At 45.0% G+C, this 19,135-nt stretch carries 10 protein-coding genes; 3 read left to right on the forward strand and 7 right to left on the reverse strand.

The annotated features are described in order from the left end of the window. Positions 1-63: 63 nt before the first annotated feature. Entirely contained in the window at positions 64-798 is a 735-nt protein-coding gene (locus ACXAGP_RS01325; protein ID WP_475259049.1) for a hypothetical protein, read from the reverse strand. Positions 799-1,027: 229 nt separating this feature from the next. On the opposite strand from ACXAGP_RS01325, the gene ACXAGP_RS01330 reads away from it, so the two are divergent. Together ACXAGP_RS01330 and ACXAGP_RS01335 are read left to right on the forward strand one after the other, a co-directional pair. Beyond that, positions 1,028-1,366, forward strand: a complete 339-nt coding sequence (locus ACXAGP_RS01330) for a PadR family transcriptional regulator (RefSeq protein WP_475259050.1) — start codon at positions 1,028-1,030, stop codon at positions 1,364-1,366. Next, positions 1,363-2,304 carry an HAAS signaling domain-containing protein gene (locus tag ACXAGP_RS01335; protein ID WP_475259051.1) on the forward strand — a complete coding sequence of 314 codons (942 nt, stop codon included), beginning with the start codon at positions 1,363-1,365 and terminating at the stop codon, positions 2,302-2,304. Before ACXAGP_RS01330 ends, ACXAGP_RS01335 begins: the two co-directional genes overlap by 4 nt. A gap of 30 nt (positions 2,305-2,334) precedes the next feature. Here ACXAGP_RS01335 and pulA read toward each other — a convergent pair whose 3' ends face one another. From pulA to ACXAGP_RS01365, 6 genes are all read right to left on the reverse strand, one after another. Next, complete coding sequence (gene pulA / locus ACXAGP_RS01340; protein WP_475259052.1) at positions 2,335-5,103, reverse strand: pullulanase-type alpha-1,6-glucosidase; 2,769 nt, start codon at positions 5,101-5,103, stop codon at positions 2,335-2,337. Next, a complete protein-coding gene (locus ACXAGP_RS01345) occupies positions 5,100-7,586 on the reverse strand; it encodes a glycoside hydrolase family 31 protein (RefSeq protein WP_475259053.1) in 2,487 nt (828 codons plus the stop codon). The genes pulA and ACXAGP_RS01345 overlap by 4 nt, the downstream gene beginning before the upstream one ends. Continuing rightward, positions 7,570-9,066, reverse strand: a complete 1,497-nt coding sequence (locus ACXAGP_RS01350) for a tryptophan halogenase family protein (RefSeq protein WP_475259054.1) — start codon at positions 9,064-9,066, stop codon at positions 7,570-7,572. The genes ACXAGP_RS01345 and ACXAGP_RS01350 overlap by 17 nt, the downstream gene beginning before the upstream one ends. 1 nt (position 9,067) lies before the next feature. Beyond that, positions 9,068-10,561 (reverse strand): tryptophan halogenase family protein, encoded by a 1,494-nt coding sequence (locus ACXAGP_RS01355; RefSeq protein WP_475259055.1) that lies wholly within the window; start codon positions 10,559-10,561, stop codon positions 9,068-9,070. Positions 10,562-10,676: 115 nt separating this feature from the next. After that, a complete protein-coding gene (locus ACXAGP_RS01360; RefSeq protein WP_475259056.1) occupies positions 10,677-13,511 on the reverse strand; it encodes a TonB-dependent receptor in 2,835 nt (944 codons plus the stop codon). 435 nt (positions 13,512-13,946) lie between these two features. Beyond that, positions 13,947-18,140 carry an alpha-1,6-glucosidase domain-containing protein gene (locus ACXAGP_RS01365; protein WP_475259057.1) on the reverse strand — a complete coding sequence of 1,398 codons (4,194 nt, stop codon included), beginning with the start codon at positions 18,138-18,140 and terminating at the stop codon, positions 13,947-13,949. Positions 18,141-18,618: 478 nt separating this feature from the next. Here ACXAGP_RS01365 and ACXAGP_RS01370 point away from each other — a divergent pair, with 478 nt between their 5' ends. Beyond that, positions 18,619-19,074 carry a hypothetical protein gene (locus tag ACXAGP_RS01370; RefSeq protein WP_475259058.1) on the forward strand — a complete coding sequence of 152 codons (456 nt, stop codon included), beginning with the start codon at positions 18,619-18,621 and terminating at the stop codon, positions 19,072-19,074. Positions 19,075-19,135 lie beyond the last annotated feature (61 nt).

Raw genomic sequence — 19,135 nt, forward strand, 5'->3', positions numbered from 1 at the left:
TTATTCGCTTTGAGCAACTCCCCAAAAGACCGACAATTCGTCGGTCTTTTTTATCATATTAACTTATCCACTGATCCGTTGTCCCACTTCAAAACTACAGCCTGAAATCAATTCATAGGGCTCTAGTGGGGTTAAGGTTTGCATTTGTAAGCGACTGATTTGGTCCTGCTCCATCCTTCGACTGATTTCGAAATACATGTGAGAATGCTCTGCATCAAACTCTCGCAACTCGATATAAGGATATTGGCGATATAACCAGTTTCCGGTTATCAAAGGTTTTTGTTCTTCAGTCCATTCTTTACCGGCTATAAGGTAACTGAAATCTTCCTTGAGGTGCAAAGTCAGTGGCACATCACAACTATTCACTTGATATTGATGTACCAAATCTTGTTGAAAAACGTGACTACTGTCCCCCTGCTCGTGCGGAAACAAAATCATGGCCAATGAGTTTTTAGTATACCAATGATTACCCTTGACCATGGGTTGCACAAGATTAACTTTAAAGCCCAATTCAGACGCCACCTCTACCGCTTTCTCAAGCGTATCAGCATCTTTGAGCAGCAATGAATAAAGCACAGTATTTTCGCTAATAGAAACAGGGGTATCCAGGCTATTCACTTGCGCTTTAAAGCCTTGCTCTTCAAGTTGTTTCTGTAATACGGCGACTTTTTCCTGCGACAGGTATTTACTGTAAAGATGCACTGTAGGCTTACCAGTACAGGCACTAAGCAAAATAACCATACCCAGCCAAGGTATCAGTCGCAGTCCCTCTTTCAATGAAAACATTTTTGTAAACATAACCAGCTCCTTTCCAACACAACCATAGATTACACATGTAATCATAGATTATCAATTCCTCCAATACGATTAAAAAAGTCTAAAATTCATTAGCTTATCGGCTTGATGAAAATTTGTTCGAAAAACCAGTTGCAGATTAATACTGTGTGATGCATAGTATTAATAATGCTGTGTCGCACACAGTATGTGGCGCATAGTAAGTTTTGTTGGCTTACTAACAGGAGTCAAAGTGGAAATCGAACAGTTAGACAAATTAAAACAAGAATTACGTCGAGGCGTATTGGTATTGGCGGTGCTGATGCAATTGCGACGTGAACACTATGGTTACTCGTTGCGGAAGTCTTTGAGTGATGTCGGTCTGGAGATCGATGAAGGCACTCTGTATCCCTTAATTCGGCGTTTGGAAAAACAAGGTTTATTAGAGAGTGAGTGGCGCGATGATGGCAAACGCAAAAAGCGCTTCTATCGCCTCTCGCCATCAGGAAACCTAGCACTTGAAGCCATGCAAAGCGAATGGCAAAGCCTGAACCAAAATATTGAAATCATAAACCAAGGAGAGACATCATGAATCTGGTACAAAACTATCTTGAGCAGGTAAACGCCTGGCTGCCTGATTCCGCCGATGCAGATGTATTGCAGGAGCTCGAAAGTACTATTGAAGAACACCTTGAGGCGTTCGAAGAGGAAAACGGCAAGCCCGCTTCTGATAATGATATCGCTGATATTTTGCGGGCTATCGGTTCCCCCAAAACCGTTGCGTCGCGCTTTGGCAAACAGCAATATCTTATCGGCCCGGAACTCTACCCCATGTGGCGCTATAGCCTGCGTATCGGGCTAACCCTGGGTTTAATTCTGTTTTTTATTAATGGTTTATTACGCTACGTTTCCGGGGTCAGCGACACATTCCTGTCTGTCGGTTGGTTTATGGGCCTGTTACAACCCGGATTAGTCGCCGTGGCCATCACCACTATTATCTTCGCAGTTATGGAGCGTCAGGGCAAAACTGATTATTTCAAAGATAATTGGGATCCATTAAAACAATTTTCAGTGAAACAGAGCAAATCAGATCAGCAGGATGCTGTCACCAATGTAATAGGCGATGTGCTGTGCTTAATCATTTGGAATCGTTGGCTAGATTTTTCCCAAGATGCCGTTTACCAACTAGATAGTCTAACTGTGCAATTCCACGAAATATTCCACACGCTATTTTGGCCAGTCAATTTGCTACTTCTTTGTTCAATTGCCTTCTATGGTTGGCAGTTGTTTACCCAGTTCTGGCGCAAATCTACCTTAATTGCAGCACTGGCAATTGATTGTGTCAGTCTTGTTATCCTGGTATTGATGCTACTGCACGTTGATCAAACTCAGGTAATTGGTCTTTCAGATAACCTTGATGCTCGAATAACTGAAAACATTGGTTGGATATTTAAAGTTAGTTTTGTGGTCATTTTGGGTTTTACCTTGATGGACCTGAGGCATCACATCAAGCTCTACAAAAGTTTATAAAAAGAGGCTCAATGAGCCTCTTTGATTTCTTTACTTAACAAATACTGCCACCGTCAATCCCGGTACAACAAAACTATCAGCTTTAGCCTGAGCTGAGGCAGTCACAGGGTCGGCACCTTTTGCCTGGCGAGGATGTAAACTGTATTCGCCCGCCCCTTCATAGGCAAAAGTCTGCTGGTTTACATCATTGTTGAATAGCACCAAAATGCCTTCAAACGCCGGATCGAGATCATCTGCTCCCTGCCCGTCTTCAATGCTCATAACAATCAGACCGATTTGTTGCTCTTTACCTGTATTGTGGAAAGCGACACGATCAATAACTTGTTGTTCTGTTTGCAAACTAAACAAGTTAGAAGATGAGCGAATGGCAATAAAGTCCATAAATACCTTGGCGGCAAATTCAATATGAGCCGGTTTTACCGAATCGCGACCATCATTACCTTGAATAATGCGGGTAATAATGCCCCAATTCGCTTCATCTTTAACTGCTGGTGGTAGGCCTACATGATAGTTATTCGACTGTTTGGCAAAATCGACGGCATTAAACCAGTCACCATAATCATAGCTATCCCGTAGGTAAGATTTAGAACGCAACAGTTCACCGCCCATGTGTAAAAATGGAATACCTTGCGCCAGCAACGGATATGCTAGTGACAAGTTTTGCATTCTCACCCGCTGCTCAGTAGAGGCTTCAAAAGCAATGCGATAATGGTTGTTGTCCCACAACGTTTGATTATCGTGTTTGGAGACGTAGTTAATGGTATCAGCAGGATCCAGTGCATAACCAGTTGGTGCACCACCATAAGGAATGTCTTTCCCGGTAACTTGTTCAGCTTGACTGTTTTCCAACGGGAAATTTACCAGGTTACCAGCAAGGCCTACCCGAATTTGGTCCATTGATAAATAATACTCTTGCAGCTGTGCCGCTTGTTTTTCATCGGATTGTAGCTCATTGGGCTGAACGATGAGGCCGTTGCCAATCCCCTGCCCAAAGCGCAAATCGTCGGCACTGACAAATGAGGAGCCACCTCGTACCGCATCCCGTAAACGATCGGTAAAGGTACCTATTTCTGTTCCAGCAAGCGGTATTTGTGCTGCCTGTTCAAATTGTGAGTTATTAGCCACTTCACCAAAATTCCAGCCTTCACCGTAAAAGTAGGTGTCTTGATCAACAGCGCGAACCGCTTCTCTTGATTGCAACATCGCAGCTTTGGGTTGGTGGCCCATTAAATCAAAACGAAAGCCATCTATTTTGTAATCTCTGGCCCATACCACCAATGAATCTGTCATGAGTTTCGCCATCATACGGTTTTCTGTTGCCGAATTTTCACAACAGGTGGAGGTTTCAACCGCGCCTGAAATCGGGTTCAAACGGTGATAATAATTGGGTACCACCTTATCCAGTACCGATTTTTCATCTAGCCCAGAGGCAAAGGTGTGGTTGTATACAACATCCATGATCACCTTAAAGCCTCTGTTGTGCAGGCTTTGCACCATCTCTCTGAACTCCACCAAACGAGGGATCCCCTCTGGATCCATGGCATAGCTGCCTTCAGGCACAGTGTAATGGTAAGGATCATAGCCCCAGTTATAAGGGTCATACGGGCGAATCAACTCAATGATAGCCTGAGCGTCCCCAGTGAGCGGGTCAAAACTTTGCAGTATGGCTTGTAATGAGTGACTCATATCGATATCGGTGTTACAGACCGCCACTTCAGGTACCATCTGACAAACTTTGCTCATAGGATCAGAAGGAAAAATCACCTTAGCGGGATCCTCATTCACCGTGGAGATATCATAAGTGGGCAGCAGATGTACCGTATTAAGACCCGCGAGACCCAGGGCGGTTAAATGCCTGGCGCCATCACTGGCGGTTTCGGTAAAGGCTTTGTATTTACCGGCATAAGCTGGATTCGAGAGATTCTTATCCGAAGCACTAAAATCCCGGATATGAGTTTCGTATAAGATCAAACTTTCTGGATGAGTTAGCGGCTCGTCTTTCTGCGCGTCCCATCCAGTGGGTTTGGTTTCATCGCTTGCTAAATCCACCACTTGGGAATACAAACTGTTGCGAGATAAACTCAATGAATAGGGATCGGTTACCTCATAGGTCTCGATGGCCTGAGTGCGTGGATGATATACCTCTATGGCGTAGCGATAATACGTGCCCTGTCCATGCCTGGATTCAGCTCGCCATACCCCACTCTGATCCTCTTGCATTTCTACACTATTTAACAGGCTTTTACTCTCGTCATACAAATTCACTTTTACCGACATGGCCGTGGGAGCCCACAATGCAAATTCAGACCCGCTAGCTGTAACGGTAGCGCCTAAGTCCATCACTTCATCGGCATCAGCATCGCCTTGAGTGTAGAGGGAATCCAATATTCTGGCAGTCTGCAGGTATGAAATAGCGATAACTTCACCACTGGCATTTTTTTGTGCGATAGCTACCTGCCCTTTTAAAACAGATTTGATGTCATCAACATTAGCTACGAACTCCAGGGCCTGAAACGATGTTAAATGCGGGGCTGCTGTGGCAACAAATTCAGGCACTGTGGACATTTGCAGTGGATAACTATTGTCTGGAGCCAGCCCTTCATCAAGAGTCGCATTTGACGATGCCAATAAGGAAAAGGATATCGCCCCGTCCTCAGGCTTGATCAGGAACAGGTTATCCTGCAGCCAGTGGGCGGCAAAATTGGAAGTGGTATCAGATGATACCCCCGCTTCAGGAAGTGGCTTACTGCAGCCACCGATGATTGAGGCAGCCAATAAACCCAAAGCCAGTTTTTTCATTGTTGAAGCTCCTTGTGCGAACTGATAATTTCTAATTTGCTAGTTTGATTTTGCCAGGAAAAAGAAAAGGTAATGGCGTTATCCCCCATTGCCTCGGCATTGATCTGTGTTACCTTTTGCTCTTGCAGCAGCATGATGTTGCTCACCTGTGCAATATCGAGATTGTGAATGGTAAATGATATGGTTCGAGTTTCAGGTAGTGTTGCGAACCCGTTTCCTTCTGGTGTTAAGCTGATGCTCAATTTCCCTGCGTGATACTCGGACTCAAATTGCGTAAGCTGGTATTGACCGTTTGCAATAGAATTTCGCGCTTTACCATCATCTTCATACAGTTTGCCTTTCGCCTTTGCTACTTCAGGATGATGGTAATAATGAATATTAAGCGCTTCGCCTCGATGCAAACTTAGCGGTGTTGTCTGTTGGCTGTAAGGAATAAAACTGCCGGCTTTTACAAATAGCGGTAAGGTTTCCAAACTCACACTAACGTCTAACGCCTGTTGTCCTTTAAAAACACCCTTACTCCAATAATCAAACCAGATGCCGGAGGGCAATCGCGTATTTACCTGGTTAACTCCGGGCTCTGTTACCGGATGCACAAAAAATGCATCACCCCATAAATAACTATTCTTTTCGTCAAATAAATCCGGGTTGTCTGGCTCAGCAAAAAGCACCGGCCTCATCAAAGGCATGCCGGTGTTACTATTCTCATAAGCGAGGGTGTAATTATATGGGAACAGTTGATATCTGAGCTTAATCCACTGCCGCAAAATATCTTGAGTTTGCTTATCGTGAAACACCGGCTCCGAAGGAATGGAGTCAAATGCATGGGGACGATATATCGGTTGGAATACACCGTATTGTAACCAGCGGATATACATCTCTTTATCAAAAGTATCGTCTCCGCCACCAAAACCACCGAGATCTGAGTGGGTATAAGCCAGACCTAACATACCCATTTGCAATGTTAGTTCTACTTGTGGCTTGAGTCCGCCCCAGGAACGGCTGACGTCCCCCGTCCAGGGGATCATGCCATAGCGCTGTGCCCCCACAAAACCAGAACGCATCAATAGAAATAGCCGCTCCTCTGGATAATCTTTCAGGTGGTTATCCCAGAGAGTTTTCGCCCACTGATGTCCGTAGGCATTGTGTACTTCATTGGCGGTGCCCGTGGCGTGCAGGGTATTTTCCGGATGCACCTCTGGCTCGCCCAAATCGCCCCAAATACCCACCACGCCATCTGAAAAGATATTTTGGTACTTTTGCCAGAACCAGTTTTGGCCTTGCTCACTAAATACATCTACCAGGCCGGCGGTACCGAAAAACATATCAAACACTCGGGGTTGCTTTCCGGACATGTCAGTGGCCAATGCATTTTGGTCAACAGCACTTTGCCAATTACTGGAGGTTTTCAAAATAAAGGGCTCGGTGATCACCACCGTTTGGATCCCTTTCTCCTTGAAGTCCTGTATCATGGTTTCAGCTGTGGGCCAGTTGCCTCTATCCCAATCAAGATTACCCATATAACCCTGCATTTCTGGACCAAACCAGTACAAGTCCAAAACCACGCTATCAAGTGGAATATCCAAAGTTTGATATTTTTCCACCACATCGCGAACCTGTTGCTCAGAGCGATAACCAAAGCGCGAGGCAAAGTTACCGAATGCCCACGCAGGCGGCATGGGTTGACGTCCCGTTATTGCCGTAAAATTCTCGATAAGCTTAGGATAGTCAACCTTGTTATCGTTTAGTCCCGCAACAACAATATAAGCATTGCGCCCAGAAACCGCTTCAAACTGCAAAACATCCGACTCTGATGCACCGAGATCCATGGCACCTTTGGCGGCATTATCAAAAATCAAACCATAGCCTTTTGAGGATAAAAGCGCAGGCAAACCAAAATACATTTGATTTGATTCTGTGGTATAGCCCCAATGAGTTTTGTTATACAGAGGAAATCGATGCCCTTTTCGATCCATGCCCAAAACCCGTTGACCGCCTGCGATCAACTTTTCATCTTCCCCCAATCTGAAGCGAATACCACGTAGCCCCTCGTATTGAAAAAACCCAGATTCGTGACTCAATAACGGCTGTTTGTTGCTGTAAAACGCCACATTAAAGGGCGATTTAGTCACTTTCACTTGCAATGTTTGGCCCTGAAACAGCAAAGCATTATCGGAGTTATCGAGGGAAAACGCTTCTGTACCCGCGGCGGGGTCAATAGCATAAGAATCAAAGCGTTTGCTATGAGCCGTCCGAAATTCCACATCTACCGCCGCTTCTGATAAAGGCGTAAAATGCAATACGCCCTTGTCGGTTTGCACTAAGAGTTTGTTGCCTTCCTGTTGATGTCCAATATATTGCGTTGCCTGACTTGAAGTGCACCAAAGCAACAACAAAAGCCAGGTACCTAACCACTTTCCAGTAATATCGAACGCGCTATTGATTCGTAAAAACGGTTTACGGTATTTATTGTGAAAGTTCATTGAGATTGTCTTGATGAGACTGAAAATTAAGCGCACAACCTTGAATAAATTGCGCCACATTTTGCTCTTTATAGAGACAACCTTTACCCGGTTGCTTAGGTGCGATTGGCGGATAAGCACCATAACCTGATAGCAAGCAGTGCCAGGAAATGGGATCCCAGTGTTCACTGATATTCTGACGTTGTATCTCCTCTGACATATCACCGCGTTTAAACCACACATCCAGTAACCGTACCAGGGAATTAGAGAGGTACGTATTGTCTCGGTTTTGTTGCCAATATTCGGAATCAGAACGAGTGTTGAGTTTGTAATGGGCGACGATATAGTCTCTCACCCCATCAAAGCGGTCTTTGGCGAACTTATTGAACTGCGCTTGATATTGATTACTAAACTGGCCTTCTTCAAACTTAATAACAAACATTTCAATGCATATCTGCACCAAATGCAGCGCAGTAGCTTCTAGCGGCTCCATAAACCCCTGAGACAAACCGATAGCCAGACAATTTTTTTGCCAATGTTGCTGCACCTGGCCGACATTCATTTTTAAATGTCGACAGCTGACATCTTCTGGTAACCCCAAGTGTTGTCTGAATTCCAGCTCGGCTGCATCAGGAGTGATATGTTGCGCACTAAACACATAACCATTACCCACGCGATTTTGCAGTGGGATGTTCCAACACCAGCCATTGCTCAGTGTCGTGGCTTTGGTTTCGTTGTTGATCTCCTGCTTTTGCGGTGTTTGCACAACCACCGCGGAATCATTAAACAAACAATCTTTATAACTTTGAAATGGCACCTTTAGTGTCTGTTGTAACAGCAGGCTTTTAAAACCGGTACAATCGATAAAAAAGTCTCCATTAATGACAGAGCCATCACTACAAATCAGAGATTGAATACTGCCATCAGGATGCTGAGTCACTTCAGCGATGTTATTGCTAAGATGCTTTACCCCTCTTTGCCTGGCAATATCTTTTAAAAACTCCCCCAATAAGCCACTGTCAAAGTGATAGCCATACTCGATGCGAAATGGGAAATTGTCAGGTGTAAGCGGGCCCAGGTTTTGTTGTGCCAGAGCGCCATTAATCAAAAAATCTTCGGGTGCGGTGTGCGTATCTAATCCGTGACGACGGGTACGGCAATTTACTTCAAAGGCGCGCTGGGTAAAGACATCGGTTTGCGAAATAAAAGGATGACGATAACTCTCTATGCCAGATTGTGGACTCCAGCCAGCGAACTCTATGCCCACTTTGTAGGTGGCATTACAAGCTGGCATCCAGTCTCTTTCAGACACCTCAATAATGTCAAAGAAACGTTTCAAGGTGGGTGTAGAACCCTCACCAACGCCGATAATGCCAATATCGGGAGATTCCACCAAACTGATATTTACATTTTTGTCGGCCCACTTTTTGATGAGCAGATTAGCAGCCATCCAACCTGCGGTGCCGCCACCGGCTATAATAATCTCTATCGGTTTAGACATTTTATCGACCGCAGAATTGCTTTAAAAACTGATCATGGGTGGGCAACTGTTGCAGTGGCTCTTCTTTGATTTTTTTCAATGTTTGCAGCATCATCTGTAGCTTTTCCGGGCTCATATTATTCGCCATAGGATGATAATCAGAAGGTTGAATGCCCTGTCCCATCATTACCTGTAACCAGGAAGGCTCCAGAAACAAGTCGTTATTTTCACGGAAAAGGCGTCCATCTTCTTTGAAAAGTTCAATTTTGTGTCGGAGAGAATCAGGAATTGGCATAGTGCGCATGTCGCGCCAGAATTGACTGTCATCTCTTTCATTAGCAATGTAATGCAAGATAATAAAGTCGCGCACCTGCTCGAACTCAATTTGAGACTGTTTATTGTATTCCGCTACAAGTTCCGGCTTGATGCCATCGTGAGGGAAAGTATGCAGTAATCGCACGACAGCCGTCTGTATCAAATGAATACTGGTGGACTCCAATGGCTCCAGAAAACCACTGGAAAGCCCAACAGCAATGACATTCTTATTCCACTGTTTGCGTCTTCTGCCGGTTTTAAATTTAATAAAGTTAGCATCCGCCAACGGCCGAGTATCAAGATTCCCCGATAAAATCTGTAAAGCCTCATCGTCTGACATATAGTTGCTGCAATACACATGACCATTACCATTACGATGCTGCAACGGAATGCGCCACTGCCAACCTGCTGTATGTGCAATGGAGCGCGTGTAGGGCAAGGTGTGCTCAAGGCGCTCAGAAGGGATTGCAATGGCTCTGTCACAAGGTAACCAATGACTCCAATCCTCGTAGCCGGTATTGAGTTTTTGTTGAATTAACAATCCTCGAAAACCTGAGCAGTCGATAAACAGGTCCCCTTGAATTTGTCGCCCGTCTTCCAGATGTAACAGGTCAATAAACCCAGAATCTGGATGCTGAGTGACATCGGTGATCTTACCTTCAGTGCGAACCACCCCCATTTTTTCGCTGAGTTTACGCAAATACTGAGCATAAAGTCCGGCATCAAAATGATAAGCGTAAGGTAAATCGACGATAGGATCTTTGCTATTGATCTTGGCAAATTTATTTTCTTTTGCCGCCAGATAATTTAGGTCGTAGTCCCAAATATTACTGGTTTCTCCCAGCTCCATCTGAGCCCGCTTCAAAAAATGATGGAAATGACAAAATGCATAGCTTTGGCCTGGCGCGCCAAAGGTATGAAAATAGCCCTCACCTTTTACTCGCCAGTTTTCAAACTTGATGGCTAATTTTATTGTCGCATTGGTTTCTCTCAGGAACTCTGCTTCATCAAGGCCTAAAACATTGTTGATTAACCGAATCGGAGGAATGGTAGCTTCACCTACACCTACCGTGCCAATGGCGTCCGATTCCACCAGTTCCACTTCAACGGCATTACCAATTACCTTTTTGATGACCGCTGCAGACAACCAACCTGCGGTACCACCACCGACAACAACAACTCTTTTTACCTTTCTCTTCACGCAAAACACCTGTGTTAAAACTTAAAAAGCTCCATTGAGTAAGAACTTAATGGAGCTTTGTGATTACTCGATAGTTTGAACCTACCTTAGGCAGGTTCAATTACCCTACTCGTGCTTACCAGAAAGAGTAGTTTAGACCCAGTAGGAAGTTACGACCATAAGACTGGTACAAAGTAACTTGACGTGGATCACCATTTGCGAATTGAATCTCGTCTTCGTCAGTCAGGTTTTGACCTTGTAAGGTCACTCTCAGACCGTGTAAGAAGTCGATATCAGATTCACTGAAGTCATAACCGATTTGAGCATCCCATTGCTCACCGCCCTGACCTTCAGCACCAACCAGTGACAAACTGATACCACGAGTTTCTGTCTGGAACGCATCACGCTTGGTGCCTGATACACGTACTTCCCAGCCAGCGTTTTCATAGTAAACAGTCAGTGAATAAGTCTCATCTGATAGCCCTGGTACCCCTTCACTTGGCAAAGTGAACGGTACGTCCGGCAGAGGCTCATAAGTGAACGGATCCAGCTCTCCATCCATAAAGGTGGCACTTGCGAACATACCAAAGCCGTCTAAAGCTTCATGAATATGGCTAAACGGTAAGCTAGTCTGGAATTCCCAGCCTCTTACGAAGCCTTCACGTCCATCAAGTGTATTGTCTACCAAGCCCAAGAATAGAGCAGGTGCATTACCTTCACTGTCGGCGTGGTAGCCTGGAACATAAACATCAGTAAAGTCAGCCACTTCTTTAACAGCTGCGTGCCAGTTAGTCAGCTCTTTATAGAAGAAAGACATTGCGAAGTAAGCATCATCAGCGAAGTAGTTCTCATAGGCTAAATCAAACTGATTTGCTTCCAAAGGCTTGAGTGTTGGATTACCTACATTACCAGACCAAGGGCCATTTGGAATCGCTGTTGATTGAATATTCGTATCATTAAACTGGAATGAAGCCTGATTGTTAGGTTTCATCTGGTCCATTCTAGGACGGCTCTGAATCTTAGATGCGCCCAAGCGAATGTATTGGTCTTCAGCAATTTCAAGGCTCAAGTTCAAGGTCGGTAATACGTCGGTGTACGAGTCACCGCCAGTAACTGGCACTGCAACAATATTACCGTCATCACCGGCATACGTGCTGAAACCTGAAGAACTTTGCTCGGCATCAATAATTTGAACGCCGATGTTACCACGTAACATCATGTCGCCAATTTCGGTATCAATGTCCAATTTCGCGTAAAGCGTTGTTAACTCTTCATCTACCGTGTAGGTATCACCTAAACGACCTGCATCAACTGGCTCTGCATCCGTTGAAGTGTAATAACCACTGTTATACAGTGACAATGAGTCGTAAGCTAACACACCGTTAATACCAATAAAGCTCAGGTCTGCAACACCCAATACATCAGGAATAGCACCTTCTCCCGGGTATTCAGGAGCGGTCAAATAGAAACCTTTGTTGATTTTTGTCTTAGAGCGGTCTGCGTAGTTGATACCAGCAGTAAACTTGTTGAAGATACCCCACTCAACCAAGCCATTCACTTCGAAACGGAACGCATCCAATTCTTCATCAAAAACAGGCGCGTTTACGAAACCGTCCTGCGCATCACTACCAATCAGCGGAGCGCCCCAAGCTTGTGGACCAGCTAAAGTAATCAAGTTTGGATCGGTCAAATCAACACCCGGTAATGTAGGGTGATCAGAGTAAAGCACGCCTGTAGAAGTCATTGTCCAGCTACGAGGCGTACTTGGTCTGCCATCAACGCCAGCACGACCAACACCAGAATAACTCTCAACATCTGTTAATTCTTTATCTACTTCACCAGTAGACAAGTCAGCTACGATTGACCAGTTGTCATTTAATGCATACTCGATGTTCAAACCAAAAGTGGTTAACTCTGAGCTTTGCTGTCTTACGTCGTTACGAACAACGGAGAAGAAACCATCATAAAAACCTGAGGTAACCAGACCGTTTTCTACTCCAGTAACTGAATATTCACTGGTACCCCATTCAGCACCACCTTCTTCAACGCCTCGACGAGCATCATTTTCTTCAAAATCGATAAATAAAGCGTCTAACTGAACTTTTAAATCATCGTTAGGAGCATATTCAATGACCGCTGCAACAGAGGTACGCTCCAGCATAGCTGAACGTGTGAATGAGTCATGACCACCTAGCACTACCGTACCATCTGGAACGGCAACAGAGTCTGTTGCACGGCGATCAGAACCCGTGTTGACACCACCATAACCCCAACCACGGAATTGTTTTTCCTGGCGAGGAGATTCCATGTCAGCAATTGCTAATGCAACACCAAGGGTATCGTCAGCAAACTGCTCTACAAAGTTTAACGAAAGGCGATGACCATTATTGTCAAAATCCGGGTTTCCAGAGTCTTCACCGTTTTCTTCATAGTTGAAGTTAACAGTTAATGTTGGATCAGCGCTCAGTGGACTTACTGTTTGCAAATCAACAGTACCACCGATACCTTGAGTTAACAGACCTGCTTCAGGTGTTTTATATACCAGAATGCTGGAAACAATTTCAGAAGGATACAGATCGTATTCAACACCACGGTTGTCACCCATACCCAAAAGCTCGCGACCATTTAATGAGGTGCCTACGTAGTTTTCATTAAAACCACGAACTGACAAACCACTGGTACGACCGTTACGACGCTCACCAGCAAGGCCAGGTAGACGAGCCAATGACTCAGCAACTGATGTATCTGGAAGTTTACCGATGTCTTCCGCAGAAAGTGCTTCTACGATAGACGTTTGGTCCATTTTAATTGCCTGTGCACGTTGTAGTGCGCCGCGAATACCTGTGACCTGAATGACTTCAGTATTATCAGCAGCGTCGTCAGCTTCTTGTGCAACAACCGAAGTTGCTGTCAAACCTGTCATCGCAGCAGATACCGAAAAGGCCAGCACGCTTTTTTTGAATTGTGACATTGTGTTTTCCCGTTTAATTACCAGAGTTAAGGGTCAGGCTGAAATCGAATTACCTTTTCCAGCGATTCTCTTATTTTTATTTAGGGCAATTCTAGCGCTTGCCTCTGAAATCTGACAACGCCTTGCATACGTATTCATACAAATTATCGTACATTTTTTTAACAATTCCATTTTTGGGAGAAACATACCCAAAAAGATATAAATAATTGTTTTATATGAATTTTTGCTCTATTAATAAAAAGAATGGAAAGCGAATGTGATAGCTTCGTAAACGATTAAGACTCAAAGACGAGTATCCGATTAACACATGATTTACATATTATGCATACGAAAATGAGTTTCAAAAACCGTATATTTTTCACACTATTTTTGAAATTACTAAGATAAAAAAGCCGCATCTAAAATGCGGCTTCTAAATCTGATGATGGGTAATTATTATTGGCGAGTCACTCTGATATCAGGCGCTTCTGTCGAGGGACCAATCACCTCAAACAGGTAAATACCCGACTCAGGAACAACCAGACTCAAGTCTCCGCCTACTGGTGCAAGAGTTACCCGCTCTCCAACCGTTACCGTATTGCCTTGTGAACCAGCACCGAGATCTACCGTGGCCCAATCTTCACTAGCCACTTTAAACTCATAACTACCGGCACTAAGTTCTATTTCCGCTGTGTAGAGTTTAACTCCATCAAACTCCATCTGGTTTGAGGTGCTCCAGTCGTTCATGGTACCGCGCACAAATACCGGTGTATCACCATACATGCCGCCTTGGTAAACGCTTAAGGTAATGGCGTCAAGATTGGCTGCATCCACGGTGAAGATATAAGTTCCCTCGCTGGCCACAGACATTTGAATATTGCCAGCACCTGCGAATAATCCATACTCACTCTCAAGGGATAAAGCATCGCCATTGCCCCCTAAGTTAACCGTTTCCCAATCAGCGGAAGCCACCTTAAATTCATAATCGCCAGCAGCTAAGTCAACCACAACACTGTAGATACCGGCACCGTCATAAACAAACGGGTTGTTCTCGCTCCAATCATTCATGCTACCGCGCAAAAATACGCTGGTACCCGGGAACGGCTGCTCTACCCTGACAGTAATGACAGGTGCTTGCGCATCGGTTGCGTCCACTTCAAAGATATAGGACTCAGAAGAATCAGGCGTAAACATCAGATTGTTGCCAAAACCCAATTCCAACGGTTCGCCAGCATTTACGATATCACCATTAGCGCCGCCACCGAAGTTCACCGTAGCCCAATCTTCACTGGCGAACTTAAATTCATAAGTCACGCCTTCTTCCAGTGAAAGTGACGCTTGATAGATACCACTGCCTTGATAACTCATGGGATTACTGGTGCCCCAGTCATTCATTGAGCCTCGAATGTAAACTGCAGTATTACCATATACAGGTAAATCTGGTGTACCTATGGTGGCGTATTGATCCAGACCAGAACCTTGTGCGCCTTGTTGTGCTTTTACGAACACAGCTAAGGAATAAGCTGGAACGGAAAATTCACCACTTTCGCCGTTTTCGTTAAATGAGGCACTCATCACCTGAGTATCGATGGAGTTGGTTAAAACAGGATGTAACGCAAAGCCACTGGCGGTTGGAATACTGTGACTCACACTCGAATCCGTCGTATTGATCACTACAACCACTGCATCATATAGGGGGTCGATGTCTTCTAAGCCAAAACCATCATCAATACTCATGACAATCAGTCCGGCTTGCTGCTCAGAGCCAACATTATGAAAACCAATTCGCTCTTTGACTTGTTCACCTGTAGACAGACGGAACAGCTTGGTGGATTGCCGTATTTCCAGATACTCCTGGAATACTTCAGCAGCAAACTGAATATCCGACATAGAGGCCGCGCGATTACTGTCCGCAAGGATGGGACGGATCTCATCCCAACGACCACCATTTTCTGACTGCAAAGGCATACCTACATTCCAGTTATTGCCATTCATAGAGAAATCTATGCGATTAAACCAGTCTCCCGCATCATAAGTATTGCGATCCATAGATTTGGAGCGCAACAGGTCGCCACCTTGTTGCAGGAACGGAATTCCCTGACTCAACAGTGTCGTGGCCATGGAGATATTCTGCGCACGAACACGGTCCTCCAGAGAAATATCCGCAGGCAATGTATAGTTCAGCTGATCCCAGAGAGTTTCATTGTCGTGTTTAGACACGTAATTAATGATATCTGCAGGATCGGTAGCGTAACCACCAATGGTATTGGTTTTGATGAAGGCATCGGTGGAGCTGACAAACTGAAAATCCGTCATGGTGCCCGCTAATGACATTCTGATTTTGTCCTGCACTCTCAAAGTACCACTGCCAGTATCACCGCTGAACATGGCCGCGCCACGGATGGCTTCGCGTATTTGATCGTTGAAGGTCCCCACTTCAGTACCTGCCATATTCTTTTGCGTGGCTTGCTCGAAGAGACGATCTCCGCCGACCTCACCAAAGTCCCAGCCTTCTCCGTAGAAGTAGTTATCAGGATCAACAGCCTTAACCGCTTCCCAAGATTCCAGAATGGCGTCCTTGGGAATGTGCCCCATCAAATCAAAACGGAAGGAGTCATAGCGGTATTGCTCAGCCCACAAGACCAATGAATCCTGCATAAATTTCGCCATCATGCGGTTTTCAGTGGCGGTATTCTCACAGCAAGTTGAGCGCTCTATGTCACCCGTGGTCCGGTTATATCTGTGGTAATAGCCCGGCACGACTTTATCAAATACTGAATTAAGGTTTGTACCAGAAGACGATGTATGGTTATACACTACGTCCAGTGCCACTCTAAGCCCCATATCGTGCAGCGCTTTGATCATGGTGCGCATTTCTAAGATGCGGACAGTACCATCAGGATCTGAAGAATAAGAACCCTCCGGCACATTAAAGTGATGCGGATCATAACCCCAGTTGAAGCTGTCCAAACCGCGCATTGCAGAAACCAATGCCTGAGCATCCTCTGTTGCTGGATCATAGCTTTCAAATACAGACAGCAAGGTATTGTCATCATCTTCCACGCCACAAACAGGTGCGTTTCCATTGATAGCGCAGAGCTCAGCAACTGTGTTGTCGAGATTGATGGTTTGCGACTCATCTTCATTGATAGTAGCAATATCGTTGGCTGGCATGATGTGATAAAAGTTAAGCCCTTTTTCAGTCAGAGCCTGCAAATGCTGCACAGCTACGGAGTTGGATTCTGTATAGGCTAAATATTTACCTTGGTTTTCCGGGCTTACTGAACTGTCAAGCGCACTAAAATCACGAATGTGGGCTTCATAAATTACCGCATCTTCGAAATTATCAAGCTCTGGAGAAACGTGGTCGTCCCAGTTGGCCGGTTTTAAGTCGTCATCGGCGAGATTAACAATTTGCGAGTATCGTCCATTAGTGGCAACGCTCACTGAGTAAGGGTCAGTGGCTTCAGTGGTAACAACCGCATTCTCAACAGGGTGAAAAACCGTGACTTCGAAGCGATAGAATTTTCTGTCAAGGTCTGCAGCACTGCCAGTATAAGTCCAAATACCTGTGTCACCGTCGTAACTCATATCTGATGAGCTAAGCAGCGATTTGTCTGTATCGTACAGGTTAAGCTTTACATCCTGTGCTGTGGGTGCCCAGAGATTTAAGGTCACCTCACTTTCGCTGTATTGAGGACCATAGCTCGCTTCATCTGCGTCATTGTCACCGCTGGTGTATAGGTCATCTAAAACCGGTGCTATTTGCACCCGTGTCGCAGCCGCTATTTCACCATCGTGATCGGTCGCCACAACCAGCAATTGTGATTTGAGCATTTGTTTAATTTGGCTTACTTCAGCGTTGATGTTCAAACTATCCCATTGAGCTTGATTCAATGCTAATGCCGCTTCGCTGTTCTCAGCCTCACTAAGTGTAAGTGAAACGAAGTTATCACCCTCAATTCCCGTTTCAGCATCAAATTGAATATCACCAGCTTCAGACCAATAAAGGCGGATATCTGAATATTGGCTTGTGTCGGTGCCCCAAACTAACGTATCGCTGTACACCCAATGGACTGCAGCGTTTTGCACGGTGACTGGTATTTCTACTATGGCCTCATAAAAAACATCGGGCACACCGGATAATGTCCAGGCCATTCTATCGCCCGATAAATCCATCATGCGATCTTGCTGAGATAAGTCTTTGTTACCATCAGCATCATGTACGATGAAGTTCATACAATCAGAGTAGTCTTCCATCAAAGGTATAATGAAGTAGCCACCATAAGCAGGATCAACTCCAGCAATGGAAGGGCCATCTGGCCATGTTGTGGGCTCGGCTACCGTATCCGGGCAGGTGTCGTTGTTCCACAAATGCAGTACCCAGCCATCGTATTCACCATCCGGACGGTTGTAAAAAATCACCGCTTCGTTATCTTGCGCCGTGACTGTTGCTGGCGGCAAAACACAACTATCGCCAGCCTCATTAGCCACCTCTGGTGCATCGCAACTAAGTGGTTCGGGCGTATCAGGTGTTATGCTGGGAGGAGTGACCTCGGGAAGTTCTAGTTTGTCGGAAGAGCACGACATTAATGTCAGCCCCAACAAACCAGAAACAATCAAACTGAGTTTATTGCCTGGTATTTTCATTATAATTTCCGCATGTGAAACAAGCTCGAAGAGCGAATAATTTGACTCAACGCGGAAAATTAGATTTTTAAAGTTTCATTTACAAGGCGTTAACATGTGCATACGTATGTATCGGGTTATGAATACGTATGCAAACCAATGTTGATATTGAGAGCAATAAATTGACTTCAAATACAAGTGTGTGTATGTTTCGCGCCAAGGCTGCAGAGAAGCCTGTTCCGCTCAAGATGACATCACTCTGACTCCTCACCCTTTTGGTGTTTAAAAAATACGGTTCGTTTGAACCTAAGTTGGTAACGCGGAAACCAAAGTAACTTAGGAAACAAACAATGATATTTTTTGATCCACTTTCGCTTTTTAGCTTTTTTGTTCCCATACCTTTTAGTGCCTGTCAGCTTATCTCGCTGTGTGCGTTGGTGTGTTTATATCAATTTGCTGGTAGCAATTTGAACTGCGCCTTCTACTCCAAGGAGGAAGCGTGATGAAAGCTATCAACGAGCTAAAAATTAAAGCCAAGAAACAACTTAAAGCTGAGCAGTCAGTGACTGGAGGTTTAACCTTGACGGATTGCCAACAAAGTTTCGCCCAAAAGGCGGGTTTTAGCCATTGGCACCATGCGCTAGATGTCCTGTCAGGAAAACAAGGGATATCGGATTTTGGTAAGCTTTGGCATCACTCAAGCTGCGATGTTTTATTGAATATGTGGTTTGCCAGTTATGCGGATGCACAAGCCGCACTAACGGAAAACCCCGATAAATTCCTCGTGCCCTACAAGACACAGTTTGTTTTAGTATCAGATGAGTACCTAACCTTACTGGGATTGACACCACTGCTACAAAATGAATTGCGAAATCACGGTAGTGACCTTATCCACCTTTGTGGCACAAGGTTGTGGGATGACATCGCATTGATGTGTATTCAGCACAAGTTGTAATTGAGAACAACAAACAAAAAACCCGCCATCAGGCGGGTTTTTCAATACTTTGCAGACGCAA

The sequence above is a fragment of the Planctobacterium sp. AWM4_229 genome (assembly GCF_056160305.1).

Excerpts from the sequence above, each read along its gene's own strand:
- ACXAGP_RS01350 (WP_475259054.1), bottom strand. The coding sequence starts at position 9,066 with ATGTCTAAACCGATAGAGATTATTATAGCCGGTGGCGGCACCGCAGGT.
- ACXAGP_RS01360 (WP_475259056.1), bottom strand. The coding sequence starts at position 13,511 with ATGTCACAATTCAAAAAAAGCGTGCTGGCCTTTTCGGTATCTGCTGCG.
- ACXAGP_RS01365 (WP_475259057.1), bottom strand. The coding sequence starts at position 18,140 with ATGAAAATACCAGGCAATAAACTCAGTTTGATTGTTTCTGGTTTGTTG.
- ACXAGP_RS01345 (WP_475259053.1), bottom strand. The coding sequence starts at position 7,586 with ATGAACTTTCACAATAAATACCGTAAACCGTTTTTACGAATCAATAGC.
- ACXAGP_RS01335 (WP_475259051.1), top strand. The coding sequence starts at position 1,363 with ATGAATCTGGTACAAAACTATCTTGAGCAGGTAAACGCCTGGCTGCCT.
- pulA (WP_475259052.1), bottom strand. The coding sequence starts at position 5,103 with ATGAAAAAACTGGCTTTGGGTTTATTGGCTGCCTCAATCATCGGTGGC.
- ACXAGP_RS01325 (WP_475259049.1), bottom strand. The coding sequence starts at position 798 with ATGTTTACAAAAATGTTTTCATTGAAAGAGGGACTGCGACTGATACCT.